Below are 14,946 nucleotides of genomic sequence, written 5' to 3'. Positions count from 1 at the left end.
GACTCAACCGTCCCAGAAGTGTGGAGACAGCACAGGCACCTACAGGTACGAACCGTCGGGCCAGAGTACGAAGCGTCGAAGCAAAGGTACGAACCGTCAGCCGGATTGTCCTGTCAACCGCGCCGTAGTTCATCGGGGACGTGTCACAGCGGGAGCCGCGACCTAGTGCCGCAGCCCAGAACCGCTGCTCCAGGACCCAACGCCTATGAGTCGGTCGCGTTGCGCTCGGCGATCTCGACGACGTTCGCCAGCAGCAGCGCACGCGTCATCGGGCCGACTCCCCCGGGGTTCGGGGACAACCAGGCGGCGACCCGATCGACGCCGTCGGCCACGTCGCCCATGATCCTGCCCTTGCCGGTGTCCGGGTTGACGACGCGGGAGACGCCCACGTCCAGTACCACCGCGCCGGGCGCGACCATATCGGCCGTGACGATGCCGGCCGAGCCGGCGGCGGCGATGACGACGTCGGCGCGGCGCACGTGCTCGGCCAGGTCCCGGGTGCCGGTGTGGCAGACGTCGACGGTGGCGTTGACGTCCTTGCGCATCAGCAGCAGGCCGATGGAGCGGCCCACGGTGACACCGCGGCCTATGACGCACACATTCTTGCCGGCCAGGTCGATGCCGTGGCGGGTGATCAGCTCGATGCAGGCGCGCGGCGTGCACGGCAGCGGCGAGGTGATCGGGCCGGTGCCGCGCAGCACCAGGCGGCCGAGGTTGGTGGGGTGCAGGCCGTCGGCGTCCTTGTCGGGGTCGACGCGCTCCAGGATGGCGTTGGTGTCGATGCCGGCGGGCAGCGGCAGCTGGACGATGTAGCCGGTGCAGGCGGGGTCGGCGTTGAGGCGGTCAATGGCCGCCTCGGTCTCGGCCTGCGTGGTGGTGGCTGGCAGGTCCACGCGGATCGACTCGATGCCGACCTCGGCGCAGTCCGCGTGTTTGCCGGCCACGTACTTGACGCTGCCGGGGTCCTCACCGACCAGCACCGTGCCCAGGCCGGGGGTGATGCCGCGCTCGCGCAGAGCGGCCACGCGCTCGGCCAGTTCGGCCTTGAGGGCCGCCGCGGTCGCCTTGCCGTCCAGGACGCGGGCGGGACCGCTCCACGGGGCCCTCACTGGGCCAGCCCCGGGTAGAGCGGGAAGGCGTCGGTGAGCGTGCGCACGCGCCCGCGTAGGGAGGCGAGCAGTTCGTCGTCGGCCTTGCCGGCCGCGCCCGCCACCAGGGTGGTGGCGATGATCTCGGCGACCTCGGTGAACTCCGCGGGTCCGAAGCCGCGGGTGGCTAGGGCCGGCGTGCCGATGCGCAGGCCGGAGGTGACGCGCGGCGGGCGCGGGTCGAAGGGGACGGCGTTGCGGTTGACGGTGATGCCGGCGTCATGGAGGAGGTCTTCGGCCTGCTGACCGTCCAGGGCGGAGTCACGCAGGTCCACCAGCACCAGGTGGACGTCGGTGCCACCGGTGACAAGCTTGATGCCGGCGGCCGCGACGTCGTCGGCGAGCAGGCGCTGGGCGAGGATGGAGGCGCCCTCAAGCGTGCGGGCCTGGCGGTCCTTGAACACGTCGGTGCCGGCGATCTTCATGGCGACTGCCTTTGCGGCGATCACGTGCATGAGCGGGCCGCCCTGCTGGCCGGGGAAGACGGCGGAGTTGAGTTTCTTGCCCCACTGCTCGGCACGGTTGGTCAGCAGCATGCCGGAGCGGGGGCCGCCGAGGGTCTTGTGAACGGTGGTGGACACGACGTCGGACCACGGCAGCGGGGACGGGTGCAGACCGGCGGCGACCAGCCCGGCGAAGTGCGCCATGTCGGTCCACAGGGCGGCCCCGACCTCGTCGGCGATGGAGCGGAAGGCCTCGAAGTCGAGGTGGCGGGGGTAGGCGGACCAGCCGGCGATGATCACGCGGGGGCGCTCGCGCAGGGCGGCCTGGCGCACCTGCTCCATTTCGATGCGGTGGGTGGTCTCGTCCACGCCGTAGGCGGTGGCGTGGTAGTTCTTGCCGGAGAAGTTGATCTTCATGCCGTGCGTGAGGTGACCGCCGTGTGCGAGCGACAGGCCGAGGATGGTGTCACCGCCGTTGGCCAGGGCGTGCAGGACGGCGGCGTTGGCCTGGGCGCCGGAGTGCGGCTGGACATTGGCCCACTCGGCACCAAAGACGGCCTTGGCGCGCTCGATTGCCAGGGACTCGGCTACGTCGACGACTTCGCAGCCGCCGTAGTAGCGGCGCCCGGGGTAGCCCTCGGCGTACTTGTTGGTCAGCACGCTCCCCTGCGCCTGCAGGACGGCGCGCGGCACGAAGTTCTCCGAGGCGATCATCTCCAGGGTCCCGCGCTGGCGGGCGAGCTCGTCGTCGAGGACGGCGGCGATCTCCGGGTCGAGGTCGGCCAGGGGCTGGTTGTTGAGGGTGGTGCGGGCGGTGGCCGCGGAGTCGGTCATGGTTCTCCTGATGTGTGCGCGGCGCGGGCCGCGCGTTGGCGTCGACCTCGGCCCAGGCGGGCGACCAGGTTCTCCATTGCTGCGCCCCGAGCCACCGCGGGGTGCGAGCGGACCCGTGACGTGCCGTCGCTCCCCGGTGGTGACCACCTTTTCGCCAGTCGCGACGACGGCCCCATGCTAGCGCCGACGGCGTGGCGGGGCCAGGTGGTGAGCTTCAGAACCGCTTGCACCCATACATGTAAGTAACAAGTGTGTGGCGGCTCACTCATTGCGCCGTATGCACCGTCTCCCCGGATCTACCGTCAAGCATCCCCTCAGACAAAGGAGTCCCGTGACACTCTCCGAACGCGCCCGGTCTGTGTGGGCAAAGTCCGGGTACGACCCCGACAGCCACGTGTGGCTTCCGTTATGGCTGCACCTGCTGGACAGTGCCGCCGTGGCCGAGCACCTGGCCCGCAACTGGCTGGCGCCGACCGTCCAGGATCTCATTGAGCGCGAGTTCACCGACCCCGATTCCGGCCTCTCCCCCGTCGACGAGTTCTGTCTGCTGGCCTCCTGGATCGCGGGCGTGCACGACATCGGCAAGTGTTCGCCGGCATTCTCCAGCAAGGTCCCGCACCTCGACGACCGGATGCGAGAAGCTGGCCTTAAGCACGAGCCGCTCGACACCGAAGACCGCCGCAGACTGCCGCACGGACTGGCTGGGCATATCGTCCTCCAGCGCTGGCTCCGCACGGAGTACGCCGGCAACCGAGGTGGTTACACAGCCCTCGCCTCCGTCGTCGGGGCCCATCACGGTATTCCACCCACCACGGCCAACCTCTCCACTGAAATCGCAGGACGTGACCACCTGCTAGGCGACGAGCCCTGGGAGACCGCTCGCCGCGAGCTGCTAGACCTCGCAACCACCACGACCGGTGCTGCTCCCCTGCTAGGCGCTTGGAGCCGCCGCAAGTGGTCCCAGCCGTTCCTCGTTGAATTGTCCGGCCTGGTCATCGTGGCCGACTGGATCGCCTCAACCGAAGACTATTTCCCGCTGCTTCCCTTGGACGACGACGGTGCCGCCCTGCTCACGCCCCGCGCCCATACAGCCCGCGTCAACAGGGGCCTGTCGCTGCTGGAGATCCCCTCGCCGTGGCACCCACGCGACACCGGCACCGATGCCGACTCGCTGCTGACCCAGCGGTTCAAGCTGCCCGACGGCGCGCGCGCCACCGATGTTCAGACGCAGGCGCTCGAAGCTGCCCGCACCATGGAGCTCCCCGGGATCCTGGTTGTTGAGGATTCCACCGGTGGAGGCAAGACCGAGTCGGCGCTCATGGCCGCCGAGGTGCTTGCCGCGCGCACCGGACGCGCCGGTATCCTCTTCGCCCTGCCGACCCAGGCCACCACCGACGCCATGTTCTCCCGCAAGTTGGACTGGCTCGATGCCGTCGAGCAGGCATACGCCGACGCCGGCGCTCCCTCGGACTTCGCCGTGCAGCTGATTCACGGTCGCGCCCGTCTGAATGAGGAGGCCCGGGAGCTGCGTCGGCGCGGATACCAGCTTCGTGACCGGCTGTTCGGCGCGCTGGGCGGCGAGCAGTCGGACGGTCCCCGTCCGACTGGCATTGGCTGGGATGAAGAGGAGGCGCAAAGCAGGAAAACTCTCGACGCAGCAGGAAGACGCCAAGCGGACGTGGCCATCATGGCCTGGTTCAGCGGGCGGAAGAAGTCGATGTTGTCGGACTTCGTCGTCACCACCGTCGATCATCTGCTGTTCGGCGCGATGCGCTCGCCGCATCTGGCGATGCGCCACCTGGGCCTGTCCCGCAAAGTGGTTGTGGTGGACGAGGTGCACTCCTACTCGACCTACATGAACGCCTACCTTGACCGGGCACTAACCTGGCTAGCTGCCTACGGCGTGCCGGTGGTGCTGCTTTCCGCGACACTGTCGGAGGCACGCTGCACGGCGATGGTCGATGCGTACCGCCGCGGCCTGCAGCTGTCCAGGGCACAACGGCTTAGGAAGCACTCCGACCCCGAAACGATCAATACGCCCTTCCCGTGCCTGGTTGCTGCCGGTTGCGAGTCCACTGAGGTCACTCCGGTTACCTCGGCGGGGCGTCGCTCCGCCACCCAGGTCCGGCAGCTCAGCAAAGACGGCTTGCTACCGCTGCTGGCGGACAAGCTTGCCGACGGCGGCTGCGCCCTTATCGTCCGTAACACCGTCGGGCGCGCTCAGGAAACCTATGAGGTACTGCGCGAGCAATTCGGTGAAGAGGTGACCCTTAATCATGCCCGCTTCACCATCGGAGATCGCCTCGCCAAGGACGCTGATCTGCTCCGCCGCTTCGGTCCGCCACGCAGCCATCCCAAACGCCCGCACCGGGCCATCGTCGTCGCCACGCAAGTGGTGGAGCAGTCGCTAGACATCGATTTCGACCTGCTCGTCACCGACCTCGCTCCCGTCGACCTGGTGCTTCAGCGCATGGGACGCCTGCACCGCCATCAGCGCCCGCGTCCGCCCCGGCTCGTCACTCCCACCTGCTACATAGATTGGCTTCCTGCGACGGGGTCCAGCGCACCTTCACTTGAACGCGGCGCCGAGGCGATCTATGGCGAGCATGACATGCTGCTCAGTGCCGCCGCCTTACACGGCGTCGTCGACGGCGGCGGCACCGTCACGGTGCCCGACGATGTCCACGGTCTGATCGAGGCCGTGTACGGAGATGACGCCGACGTGCCGCCGGCATGGCAGGACGCGCTCGCACAAGCACGGGACGCCTACGCGCGAGAATTCCAGAAGAAGCACAACGCTGCGCGGGCGTTCCTCCTGGAAGAACCCAAGCGCCGTGGTGAGTCCACTTCGCTGATCGACTGGCTTCACACCACAGCGTCGGACAGCGAGGAGGCCGGGCGCGCGCAGGTCCGCGACGGCGAGGACTCGCTGGAGGTCATTCTGCTTGAGCTGCATCGGGAAGGCGGGCAGGAGGAGCTGCGGACGCTGGCGTACGCACCCGATGCTCCGGGGGCTTTGATCCCGACGGACCAGGTTCCTGGCCGCACGGTTGTACGAGCTATGGCGATGTCCGCCGTGCGGCTGCCTGCGGGCATTACCAGGGGAGACAAGATGGACCTAGCGATACAAGAGCTAGAAATTCGTGTCGTACCCGCGTGGCAGGCTGATCCACAGCTCCGGGGGCAGCTCTTCCTACTCCTTGAGGACGGCCGGGCACAGCTGGCCGGAACCACCCTCGAATACTCATCCACAACTGGGCTAAAGGAGGTCCGCGACGCATGACGGCAAGCTTCAATCTTCTCGATGAGCCCTGGATCAGGGTGACCCGGCTCGACGGCGCACCCGATCAGGTCTCTCTCCTCGACCTCTTCCGCTATGCAGAAGGCATCGAAGGAATTCACGGCGAGATCGCCAGCCAGGACATGGCGGTCCTGCGCCTGCTCCTGGCTATCTGCCACCGCGCCATGGACGGCCCGGAGGATCTGGATGCGTGGGAGGAGTACTGGGACGAGCCAGGCAGGCTCGGGACGGACGCCGCCGCCTATCTGGAGCGCTTCCGGGACCGATTCGATCTGCGCGACCCCGAGCAGCCGTTCTTTCAAGTGGCCGGGATCCACTCGGCTTCGGGCAAGATCTCCGGCTTGGAGTCCCTGATCGTGGACGTCCCTAACGGTAATCCCTTCTTCACCACCCGCATTGCCGAGGGCCTGGATGCCATCAGTTGGGCGGAGGCCGCCAGGTGGCTGGTACACGTCCACGCCTATGACCCTGCGGGGATTCGCTCCGGTGCCGTTGGCGACCCGCAGGTAAAGAACGGAAAGGGATACCCGATCGGCCCGGGGTGGACTGGACAGATCGGCGCCGTAGCTGTGACTGGAGAGAACCTGGAGCGCACGCTGCTGCTCAACACCGTAGTCTGCGAAGCGACAGGGGGTCTGCGCGAAGTCAATTCGGAGCTCGACCTCGCCCCATGGGAGCAGGAGCCCAGTGGCCCCGCGGGTTCGCTATCGTTGGAGCCGACCGGACCGGTGGCTTGCTACACATGGCAGACGCGACGCGTCCTGCTGCACGGCGACGGCGAGTCGGCGACTGGGCTCTTCCTCGGGAACGGGGATAAGGCCACCCCGCAGAATCGTTTCTCCGTTGAGCCCATGACGGCGTGGCGTTTCTCCGAGCCACAGACCAAGAAGCTCAAGGCTCCTGTCTACATGCCGCGCAAATTGCCGACAGATCGAGCCTTCTGGCGAGGGTTGTCCTCGCTGATCGCGCAACTCAGCCCCTCGCTGTCAGTCCGGGGCGCAGGAGACGTGACCAGGTATATGCCGCCCGGCGTGGTGGACTTTTACCAGGTTCTCATGATGCATGAGATCGTTCCGATGTCCGGTCTCATGCCGCTGCACGCCACCGGCATCGAGTATGGCGCGCAAGAAGCCGTGGTCTCCGAACTGCTCGACGACACCCTGACCCTTCCGGCGAAGCTGCTCGATCCTGGAGAAACTCGCCTGGTTGCCGTGGTCCGGGACGCCATGGAGCAGACCGAGCAGGTGGCCGGCGCGCTGCGCAACCTCGCCGGAAACCTGGACCGCGCCAGCGGCGGCAGCCCGGATACGGCGTCGGCGGCTCGCAACCGCGCCAGCAGCTCCTTCTACCAGGTGATTGATGAGGAGTTCCCCCGCTGGCTCGCTTCCCTGGCGGAAATCGACCCGACGGCGGGGCGCGAGCAATGGCGGGCCCTCCTGCGGTCGGAGGCCTGGCGTCAGCAGGACGTACTCGCTTTCGCAGCACCGAACGCGGCCTTCGCCGGCCGCGGCGAGGGAACGGGACGCATGGACGTCAGCCGCGCTCTGGTCTTCTTCCGCGCCGCCCTCAACAAGATCATCCCTCCTCCTGAAAGCAATGACGCCCCCAGTGATGAAGCAGAAAGGACAGTTGCATGACGCAGTCAGAAGCCGATGCTCCCGCAGGGCCCCAGAGCACGGCACCACCGCAAGAGCCGAGACGCAGACTTCGAGAGAATGCCGGGCAACTCGTGGATAAGCGCCTAGGCGGGAAGAACGGCCTACAGGCCCGCTACCTGCGCAATGAGTCCCAGGGGCGCGCCGACGTTGCCGCCCTGCGCAAGGCCGCAAACCGAGCCCCCGGGGAGCTCCCCGAGGTCTGGTCGTTGACCGCTGTGCCTGTAGCCTCCAGCGCCGGAGACGCTCCCACATGGGAGGAGCTCGCAGTGCACACCGCCATGACCCTGTATGCCGTGCATCAGCAGTCGCGGAGCGAGGGAATGTTCCAGCCCGGAGTCGGGCTTGGCCGCGCGGCGCGAGACTTAATCGGTCCGCATGACCAGGAGAATCCCTCCGCGCGGGCACGGTTCAACGCGCTAGTCACGTCAACCACCATCGGCGAACTACGCCATCACCTGCGGAGCTTCGTCTCCCAATTGCGCGCCCGAGGCATCCCCCTGGATCACGCCATGCTCTCTGACGACCTAGTCGGTTTCCAACGTCCCGGTGGCGCCAAAGACGTCCGGCTGCGGTGGTCCCGCCAATATGGCGGGTTCTCTTCCACAGCCCAGAGCGTCTCAGCAACCGACGCAGCATCCTTTGATTCCACACCCGCCCCTACTACCACGGAGAACTGAAATGAGCACTTACGTCGACCTCCACATCATCCAGAGCCTGCCGCCGTCCTGCGTCAACCGCGACGACTCCGGCTCTCCGAAGTCCGCCGTCTACGGCGGCGTGAGACGGCTTCGCGTCTCCAGCCAGTCCTGGAAACGGGCCACGCGCCTGTACTTCAACGAGCTCCTGGACGCATCCGACGTCGGTGTCCGCACTAAGCGCGTCGTGGAAGTGCTGGCAAACAAGATCGTGGCTGAGGCGCCCGACCTCACCGAGTCCGCCCCCGCACTGGCTGAGGACGTTTTCAAGGCAGCCAAGATCAAGCTCTCGGCGCCCCGAGGCAAGAAGGATGCTCCGCAGGAATCCGGTTACCTGCTGTTCCTCTCTACTAGCCAGATCGCTCGGCTCTCGGACCTTGCCATCACGTCCACACGCAATGGAGACAAGCTTGATGCCAAGGCGGTCAAGAAGATCTTCAAGGAAGCGCACGCCGTGGACGTGTCGCTGTTCGGCCGCATGGTCGCCGACGATACGGATCTAAACGTAGACGCCGCCTGCCAGGTCGCGCACGCGATCTCCACCCACGCCGCCGAGAACGAGTACGACTTCTTCACTGCTGTCGACGACGCGAAGTCCCGTTCCGAGGAGGAGGACGCCGGCGCCGGGATGATGGGCACGGTCGAGTTCTCCTCGGCAACGATGTACCGTTATGCCACCGTCAATTTCGACCTGCTCGCCGAGAACCTGGGCAACAGCGAAGCCGCCCTACGCGCCCTTGAGGTCTTCGTCAAGGGATTCTGCCTATCCATGCCCACCGGGAAGCAGAACACCTTCGCTAACCGGACCGTACCCGAGGCGATCGCCGTCTCCGTGCGGGATGACCAGCCGGTCTCACTGGTGGGAGCCTTCGAGCAGCCGGTTCGTACCGACGAGACCCGCGGCTACCTCGGCCGCTCTATCGAGGCGCTTGCGGAGCACGCGCGCGCAGTGGAAAGCACCTACGGCCTGCGGCCTGTCGCGAGCTTTGTCGTCTCCCTGAAGGACTCCGACGCCGTTGCGTCCTTGGGCGAGAGGGTCTCCTTCGCGGACCTTCCCGGCCGTCTGCGGGAGAGCGTGGCGGCACGCGTCACCGACGAGGAGCAGTCCTGATGGCTGTTCTCCTGCTACGACTCGCAGGCCCGATGCAGGCGTGGGGGGTGAAGTCTCGTTTCACCGTTCGGGCAACGGAACTTGCCCCCACCAAGAGCGGTGTGATCGGCATGCTCGCCTCCGCCGTCGGCCGACGGCGGACAGATCCGATCGAGGATCTACTCAGGCTCCGCTTCGGCGTCCGCAAGGACCAGCCCGGCACTGTGATCCGCGACTTTCACACCGCCCGATCGCTCGACGGCAAGGACTCCATGCCGCTTTCGGAGCGCTACTACCTTACCGACGCCGTATTCCTGGCCGGGATTGAGGGTGACGAGGCGCTCCTTCAGGGGCTTGACGAGGCGGTCAAGCACCCCGTCTTTCCCCTGTACCTGGGCAGACGCTCATGTCCGCCGACGCAGCCCGTGTCATTGGGTCTGCGCGATGCGTCGCTTTACGACGCCCTCAGGGAGGAACCTTGGTTGGCCTCACCTTGGTTCCGTCGGCGACGTCGGCACTCGGCTTTCAGAGCCGAATTGCTGCTGGACCTGGATGCCGTGCCGGCCGATGCTCACACGGGTGCTCTCCGCGGAAGTCGTGATGTTCCGGCGTCCTTCGATCCGCGCCGTCGCGAGTACGGGTTCCGTCAAGTAGAACGGCTGGAGGTGCCGGTGACCGCTCCCGCGGATAAGCCGTCCTCATCCGCGGATAACCACGATCCGATGGCCGATGTGGAGGAGGCCGCGCAGTGTTCCTGACGAAGATTGACCTCGATCCATCCCGGCGTCTTGCCCGTAAGTACCTGGGCTCGCCGCAGGTCATGCACGCCGTCGTTATGAAGGCTGCGGGAGTGGATGCGGTGGGCGGCGCAGGTAGGGTCCTGTGGCGGGCTGACCCCGGAGCAAGTACCTCGCTCTACTTGCTCACCCCCTCGGAGCCCGACTGCACGCAGATCGTGTCCGAGGCCGGTGTGCTTGGCTCGCAGGCACGAACTCTCGACTACTCGCCGTTCTTGGAACAGCTGGACTCCGGCCAGCTGTGGGCGTTCCGTCTGGCCGCCAACCCCTCGCGTTCGGTCGCGCAGGGCCCCGGCAAACGCGGAAAGCGGTACGGGCACGTGACCGTTGAGCAGCAACGGCAGTGGCTGGTAAGCCGCACCCCTAACTACGGATTCGAGCTTGTCCCAGCCGAGGGGTACGACGGCGAGGCAGCGCAGTCCGTCGTCGTCGTCCGCCGAGAGCGCCCGATCTTCAACCGTCAGCGGCCTGACGCCGAGGTACGCGACCGAGTCACGATCAACCGGACCGTTTATGAAGGTGTGCTGCACGTGACGGATCCGGACAGGCTCCGTCACGCGTTAGTGGCAGGGATCGGGCGTTCAAAGGCGTATGGGTGTGGGCTCATGACCCTCGCACGAGTGGGGCGGCGCTGAACCATGGCCCGGATGCTGCCGGTTCCCGTGACTGCGCTCCCCCGCGTGCAGGATCGCATGACATTCCTCTATGTGGAGCAATGCGTGGTGCACCGCGAGGACGGAGCGCTTACAGCACGCAATGACCAGGGCACTGTCCGAGTCCCGGCAGCCTCGCTGATCGCGGTGCTTTTGGGTCCCGGCACCTCGGTGAGCCATCAGGCCATGTGTCTGCTGGGCGAGTGCGGGACGACTGCCGTCTGGGTCGGTGAACGGGGCGTGCGCTACTACGCGCATGGACGCTCGTTGGCCACCTCGACCCGCTTGCTGGAGGAGCAGGCGGCCAGAGTCTCCTCGCCGCAGAAGCGTCTGCGGGTGGCCCGGGAGATGTACTCCATGCGTTTCCATGGTGAGGACGTCAGTGGCCTCACCATGCAGCAGCTGCGCGGAAGGGAGGGTGCCCGTGTGCGCGAAATCTATCGGGAGAACTCCCGCAGGACCGGCGTTCCGTGGACTCGCCGCGACTACCGGCCCGATGACTTCGAGGCGTCAGATCCGATCAACCAGGCGCTGTCCGCCGCCCATGCTGCCCTTTACGGAGTAGTGCACGGCGTCATTGTCTCGCTGGGTTGTTCGCCGGGCCTGGGCTTCGTGCATACCGGGCACGAGCGTTCCTTCGTGTACGACGTCGCTGACCTTTATAAGGCGGAGACTACGATCCCCATGGCCTTCGACGTCGTGGCCGAGGGCATGGAGGACTTGACCGGCACTACCAGGCGTCGAGTGCGCGACAAGGTGTTCGACTTGCGCGTCATTGAACGCGCCGTCAAGGACATCTGCAACTTGCTGGGCGCCGAGGCGGAGGATGATCTGAGCGTCAACGTGGTTTCCCTGTGGGATTACCAACGCCGTCTAGTTGCCGGTGGCGCGAACTACTCGGAAGAGGATGCGGGCGGATGGTAGTGCTGATTCTTTCCGCCGCGCCCGCCTCTCTGCGTGGCGCTATGACGCGTTGGCTGCTCGAGGTGAGTCCGGGCGTGTTTGTCGGTCGTCTGTCAGCCCGGGTGCGTGAACAGTTGTGGGAGCTCATCAGGGCGTACATCGGCGACGGTAGGGCACTGCTCATCTGGTCCACACGCTCCGAGCAGCACTTCGAAATCGCTTCTCTAGGCCACGATCGCGACCCGGTCGATATCGAGGGCTGCATAGTGATGCGTACACCGTACCGGCAGATCGAAGGAGCCAAGTCGATTCCCGGCGCGGTGAGACCAGCCAAGGAGTCATGGTCGATCGCTGCTCGACGGCGTCGCTTCCGCAACTCGGCGGAGCGGGCACTAGGTCAGCAGTAAAGGAATCACGTGTAGAGTTTGCTGTCGTGGCGTTGGGATTCCAAGGATCCGCAAGTGTCGACCCCGCGCGAGCGGGGATGATCCGTGCCCAGCCGGGCGACCTGGCGTGCTTCGACTGTCGACCCCGCGCGAGCGGGGATGATCCCACCCTCTCGCAGGACCGGCTTCTTGGAGCCGACGTCGACCCCGCGCGAGCGGGGATGATCCCAGCCCCGTAGAGTGCTTAAACGCAAGGCCAGTGTCGACCCCGCGCGAGCGGGGATGATCCGCCTGAGGCGAAGTCTCTGTTCCATAAGATCGAGTCGACCCCGCGCGAGCGGGGATGATCCCTACTCTTGGGATAACCCGCTTAAGGAGTTTAAGTCGACCCCGCGCGAGCGGGGATGATCCGCGCGGCTCAGCACATAAGGTCAACGGTGGCGCGTCGACCCCGCGCGAGCGGGGATGATCCGGGCATCATGGTTGCTCAGGCAGTAATAGCCGTGTCGACCCCGCGCGAGCGGGGATGATCCCCTTGATATGCTTGTTGTTGACGGCATATCAGAGTCGACCCCGCGCGAGCGGGGATGATCCCGACTCTGAAATATTGAGTGAGAACTGATCTGCAGTCGACCCCGCGCGAGCGGGGATGATCCCGCCTGAGGAATATCGCGAACTGGCAGCGGGATGTCGACCCCGCGCGAGCGGGGATGATCCTTCAAGTGGAGTCCTTTCTGGTGCGTGCCGTGAGTCGACCCCGCGCGAGCGGGGATGATCCGCCAATAGAGTACTCCTCAATCGTGTCGCCATAGTCGACCCCGCGCGAGCGGGGATGATCCTGTACCGCTCCCCTGAGCGATGACCCTTCCCTTGTCGACCCCGCGCGAGCGGGGATGATCCCTCGCCGCCTGTAACCATCTCCGGCGCAAGTAGCGTCGACCCCGCGCGAGCGGGGATGATCCCAGCACTACCGACGGCAACAGCCAGCTGGACGCGTCGACCCCGCGCGAGCGGGGATGATCCTCGCAAGCAGCTGGCGGCCGGCACGGACCGCCAGTCGACCCCGCGCGAGCGGGGATGATCCAGCATAGGCGACGTGCACGGAATCAGCACACTAGTCGACCCCGCGCGAGCGGGGATGATCCCGAGCTGCACCACGCCATGGTGAAGGTCACGGCGTCGACCCCGCGCGAGCGGGGATGATCCCGGCGTCAAGGTCAATGGCAGCGGGAACTCGAAGTCGACCCCGCGCGAGCGGGGATGATCCCGCCCTCGCCGCTCTCAGTATCGCAAGTCTCGAAGTCGACCCCGCGCGAGCGGGGATGATCCGGCGGCCTCCGCCGTGTCTACGGCGGATTCCGCGTCGACCCCGCGCGAGCGGGGATGATCCCCAACCTCTGTACGCGTGCCAAATTTTCCATACGTCGACCCCGCGCGAGCGGGGATGATCCCAGTAATGCGGCGGGCGCGGCTCAGTTGGCCATGTCGACCCCGCGCGAGCGGGGATGATCCCCCTCCTTTCGCTAGCGGTTGAGGCCTCAAAAGTCGACCCCGCGCGAGCGGGGATGATCCCATATCAACCGTCTCGAAGCCAATTTCGCGGTAGTCGACCCCGCGCGAGCGGGGATGATCCGAATGTCTTGAACGCTACAAGGTCATCGCGGTAGTCGACCCCGCGCGAGCGGGGATGATCCCCGCTCCAAGGGCAACCGCTCCGCCTCGAAGGCGTCGACCCCGCGCGAGCGGGGATGATCCCATATCGATTGTCTCAAAACCGATCTCACGGTAGTCGACCCCGCGCGAGCGGGGATGATCCCATCCGCCCAAACTTGAACCTGCTGTAATACGTGTCGACCCCGCGCGAGCGGGGATGATCCCGCAAAAATCCTCTCCCGCATCGTGGCCGGTGCGTCGACCCCGCGCGAGCGGGGATGATCCCTACCTTGTTGCGCGAAACAGCACTCCGGCCGAGTCGACCCCGCGCGAGCGGGGATGATCCCACCAACCGGCACACGCGAGAGCAGATAACAGCGTCGACCCCGCGCGAGCGGGGATGATCCTGAGGGTAGGGCCTTGATTACTGGCCCGAACAGGTCGACCCCGCGCGAGCGGGGATGATCCGAGGATGTGTGTTGCATTCATCTTGCTGATCACGTCGACCCCGCGCGAGCGGGGATGATCCGTTATCCCCAGGGGGAAGTTATCCACAGGGGTTGTCGACCCCGCGCGAGCGGGGATGATCCCTTGCTGTCGGCGTGGGGCTCTGAGACTGACCCGTCGACCCCGCGCGAGCGGGGATGATCCCACCAGCCCAGGCGCCAGCGGCTCCCAGGGCAAGTCGACCCCGCGCGAGCGGGGATGATCCTGTGCCGCTTCCCTGAGCGATGACCTTCCCCTTGTCGACCCCGCGCGAGCGGGGATGATCCCACTGCTCGACAGCAGGTGCATTGAATCTGTGTGTCGACCCCGCGCGAGCGGGGATGATCCGAATTTATTGTACAGGTACCACACGTACCCCGAGGTCGACCCCGCGCGAGCGGGGATGATCCGCGGTAGCGAAGGACCAGGGCATTACCGACGGCGTCGACCCCGCGCGAGCGGGGATGATCCGCGCCGCCTTCTCCGATGAATAGTTAGTAGACTGTCGACCCCGCGCGAGCGGGGATGATCCGCTCAGAATCGTCGACGCGGACACCCTCAACACGTCGACCCCGCGCGAGCGGGGATGATCCCTTGTCGGTGACGGTACACTGTGGATCGAGATGGTCGACCCCGCGCGAGCGGGGATGATCCGAGAACCAGGTCCTCCGGCTTAGCGCCGACGGGGTCGACCCCGCGCGAGCGGGGATGATCCCTCTAATGCAACAATGACCGTTTTTGACGAAACGTCGACCCCGCGCGAGCGGGGATGATCCGCCTGAGGGCGGGGAAAGCGCCGATGAGGGTGAGTCGACCCCGCGCGAGCGGGGATGATCCCGCGTCCAGCACGGCGTCCTCGGTCAGGGCGCCGTCGACCCCGCGCGAGCGGGGATGATCCC

The 14,946-nt window shown here is 66.4% G+C and carries 10 protein-coding genes and 1 CRISPR repeat array; of the genes, 8 read left to right on the top strand and 2 right to left on the bottom strand.

Annotated features, from left to right (window positions below; all coding sequences use genetic code 11):
* Positions 1–203: 203 nt before the first annotated feature.
* Complete coding sequence (locus GZ997_RS03015) at positions 204–1,109, bottom strand: bifunctional methylenetetrahydrofolate dehydrogenase/methenyltetrahydrofolate cyclohydrolase (RefSeq protein ID WP_162678805.1); 906 nt, start codon at positions 1,107–1,109, stop codon at positions 204–206.
* The gene (gene glyA, locus GZ997_RS03010; protein WP_162678804.1) at positions 1,106–2,425 is read right to left on the bottom strand and encodes a serine hydroxymethyltransferase; all 1,320 of its coding nucleotides are present in this window, start codon (positions 2,423–2,425) and stop codon (positions 1,106–1,108) included. Before glyA ends, GZ997_RS03015 begins: the two co-directional genes overlap by 4 nt.
* Before the next feature lie 331 nt (positions 2,426–2,756).
* Here glyA and cas3 point away from each other — a divergent pair, with 331 nt between their 5' ends.
* The 8 genes from cas3 (at position 2,757) to cas2e (ending at position 11,929) form a co-directional block, all read left to right on the top strand.
* Positions 2,757–5,708, top strand: a complete 2,952-nt coding sequence (gene cas3, locus GZ997_RS03005; protein ID WP_162678803.1) for a CRISPR-associated helicase Cas3' — start codon at positions 2,757–2,759, stop codon at positions 5,706–5,708.
* Positions 5,705–7,363, top strand: coding sequence for a type I-E CRISPR-associated protein Cse1/CasA (casA, locus tag GZ997_RS03000; protein ID WP_162678802.1), 1,659 nt, complete (start codon positions 5,705–5,707; stop codon positions 7,361–7,363). Before cas3 ends, casA begins: the two co-directional genes overlap by 4 nt.
* Positions 7,364–7,455: 92 nt before the next feature.
* A complete protein-coding gene (gene casB / locus GZ997_RS02995) occupies positions 7,456–8,061 on the top strand; it encodes a type I-E CRISPR-associated protein Cse2/CasB (RefSeq protein ID WP_308807194.1) in 606 nt (201 codons plus the stop codon).
* Between the two features lies 1 nt (position 8,062).
* Positions 8,063–9,190 (top strand): type I-E CRISPR-associated protein Cas7/Cse4/CasC, encoded by a 1,128-nt coding sequence (gene cas7e / locus GZ997_RS02990; protein ID WP_162678800.1) that lies wholly within the window; start codon positions 8,063–8,065, stop codon positions 9,188–9,190.
* Complete coding sequence (gene cas5e / locus GZ997_RS02985; RefSeq protein WP_162678799.1) at positions 9,190–9,927, top strand: type I-E CRISPR-associated protein Cas5/CasD; 738 nt, start codon at positions 9,190–9,192, stop codon at positions 9,925–9,927. The genes cas7e and cas5e overlap by 1 nt, the downstream gene beginning before the upstream one ends.
* Positions 9,918–10,601, top strand: coding sequence for a type I-E CRISPR-associated protein Cas6/Cse3/CasE (cas6e, locus tag GZ997_RS02980; RefSeq protein ID WP_162678798.1), 684 nt, complete (start codon positions 9,918–9,920; stop codon positions 10,599–10,601). The genes cas5e and cas6e overlap by 10 nt, the downstream gene beginning before the upstream one ends.
* Before the next feature lie 3 nt (positions 10,602–10,604).
* A complete protein-coding gene (gene cas1e / locus GZ997_RS02975) occupies positions 10,605–11,543 on the top strand; it encodes a type I-E CRISPR-associated endonuclease Cas1e (RefSeq protein WP_161923688.1) in 939 nt (312 codons plus the stop codon).
* Entirely contained in the window at positions 11,537–11,929 is a 393-nt protein-coding gene (gene cas2e / locus GZ997_RS02970) for a type I-E CRISPR-associated endoribonuclease Cas2e (RefSeq protein ID WP_162678797.1), read from the top strand. The genes cas1e and cas2e overlap by 7 nt, the downstream gene beginning before the upstream one ends.
* A gap of 56 nt (positions 11,930–11,985) precedes the next feature.
* Positions 11,986–14,946: direct repeats of the CRISPR family, unit length 28 nt; unit sequence GTCGACCCCGCGCGAGCGGGGATGATCC.

Origin of the sequence: Actinomyces sp. 565, assembly GCF_010365615.1 — a bacterium.
GTDB lineage: Bacteria > Actinomycetota > Actinomycetes > Actinomycetales > Actinomycetaceae > Actinomyces.
The sequence above is the reverse complement of the archived record's forward strand: the minus strand, read 5'-3'. Positions and strand labels throughout refer to the sequence as shown.

What these genes read in the sequence shown, in the direction of transcription:
- cas1e (WP_161923688.1), top strand. Translation starts at nt 10,605, where the DNA reads ATGGCCCGGATGCTGCCGGTTCCCGTGACTGCGCTCCCCCGCGTGCAG.
- cas2e (WP_162678797.1), top strand. Translation starts at nt 11,537, where the DNA reads ATGGTAGTGCTGATTCTTTCCGCCGCGCCCGCCTCTCTGCGTGGCGCT.
- glyA (WP_162678804.1), bottom strand. Translation starts at nt 2,425, where the DNA reads ATGACCGACTCCGCGGCCACCGCCCGCACCACCCTCAACAACCAGCCC.
- cas7e (WP_162678800.1), top strand. Translation starts at nt 8,063, where the DNA reads ATGAGCACTTACGTCGACCTCCACATCATCCAGAGCCTGCCGCCGTCC.
- cas5e (WP_162678799.1), top strand. Translation starts at nt 9,190, where the DNA reads ATGGCTGTTCTCCTGCTACGACTCGCAGGCCCGATGCAGGCGTGGGGG.
- casA (WP_162678802.1), top strand. Translation starts at nt 5,705, where the DNA reads ATGACGGCAAGCTTCAATCTTCTCGATGAGCCCTGGATCAGGGTGACC.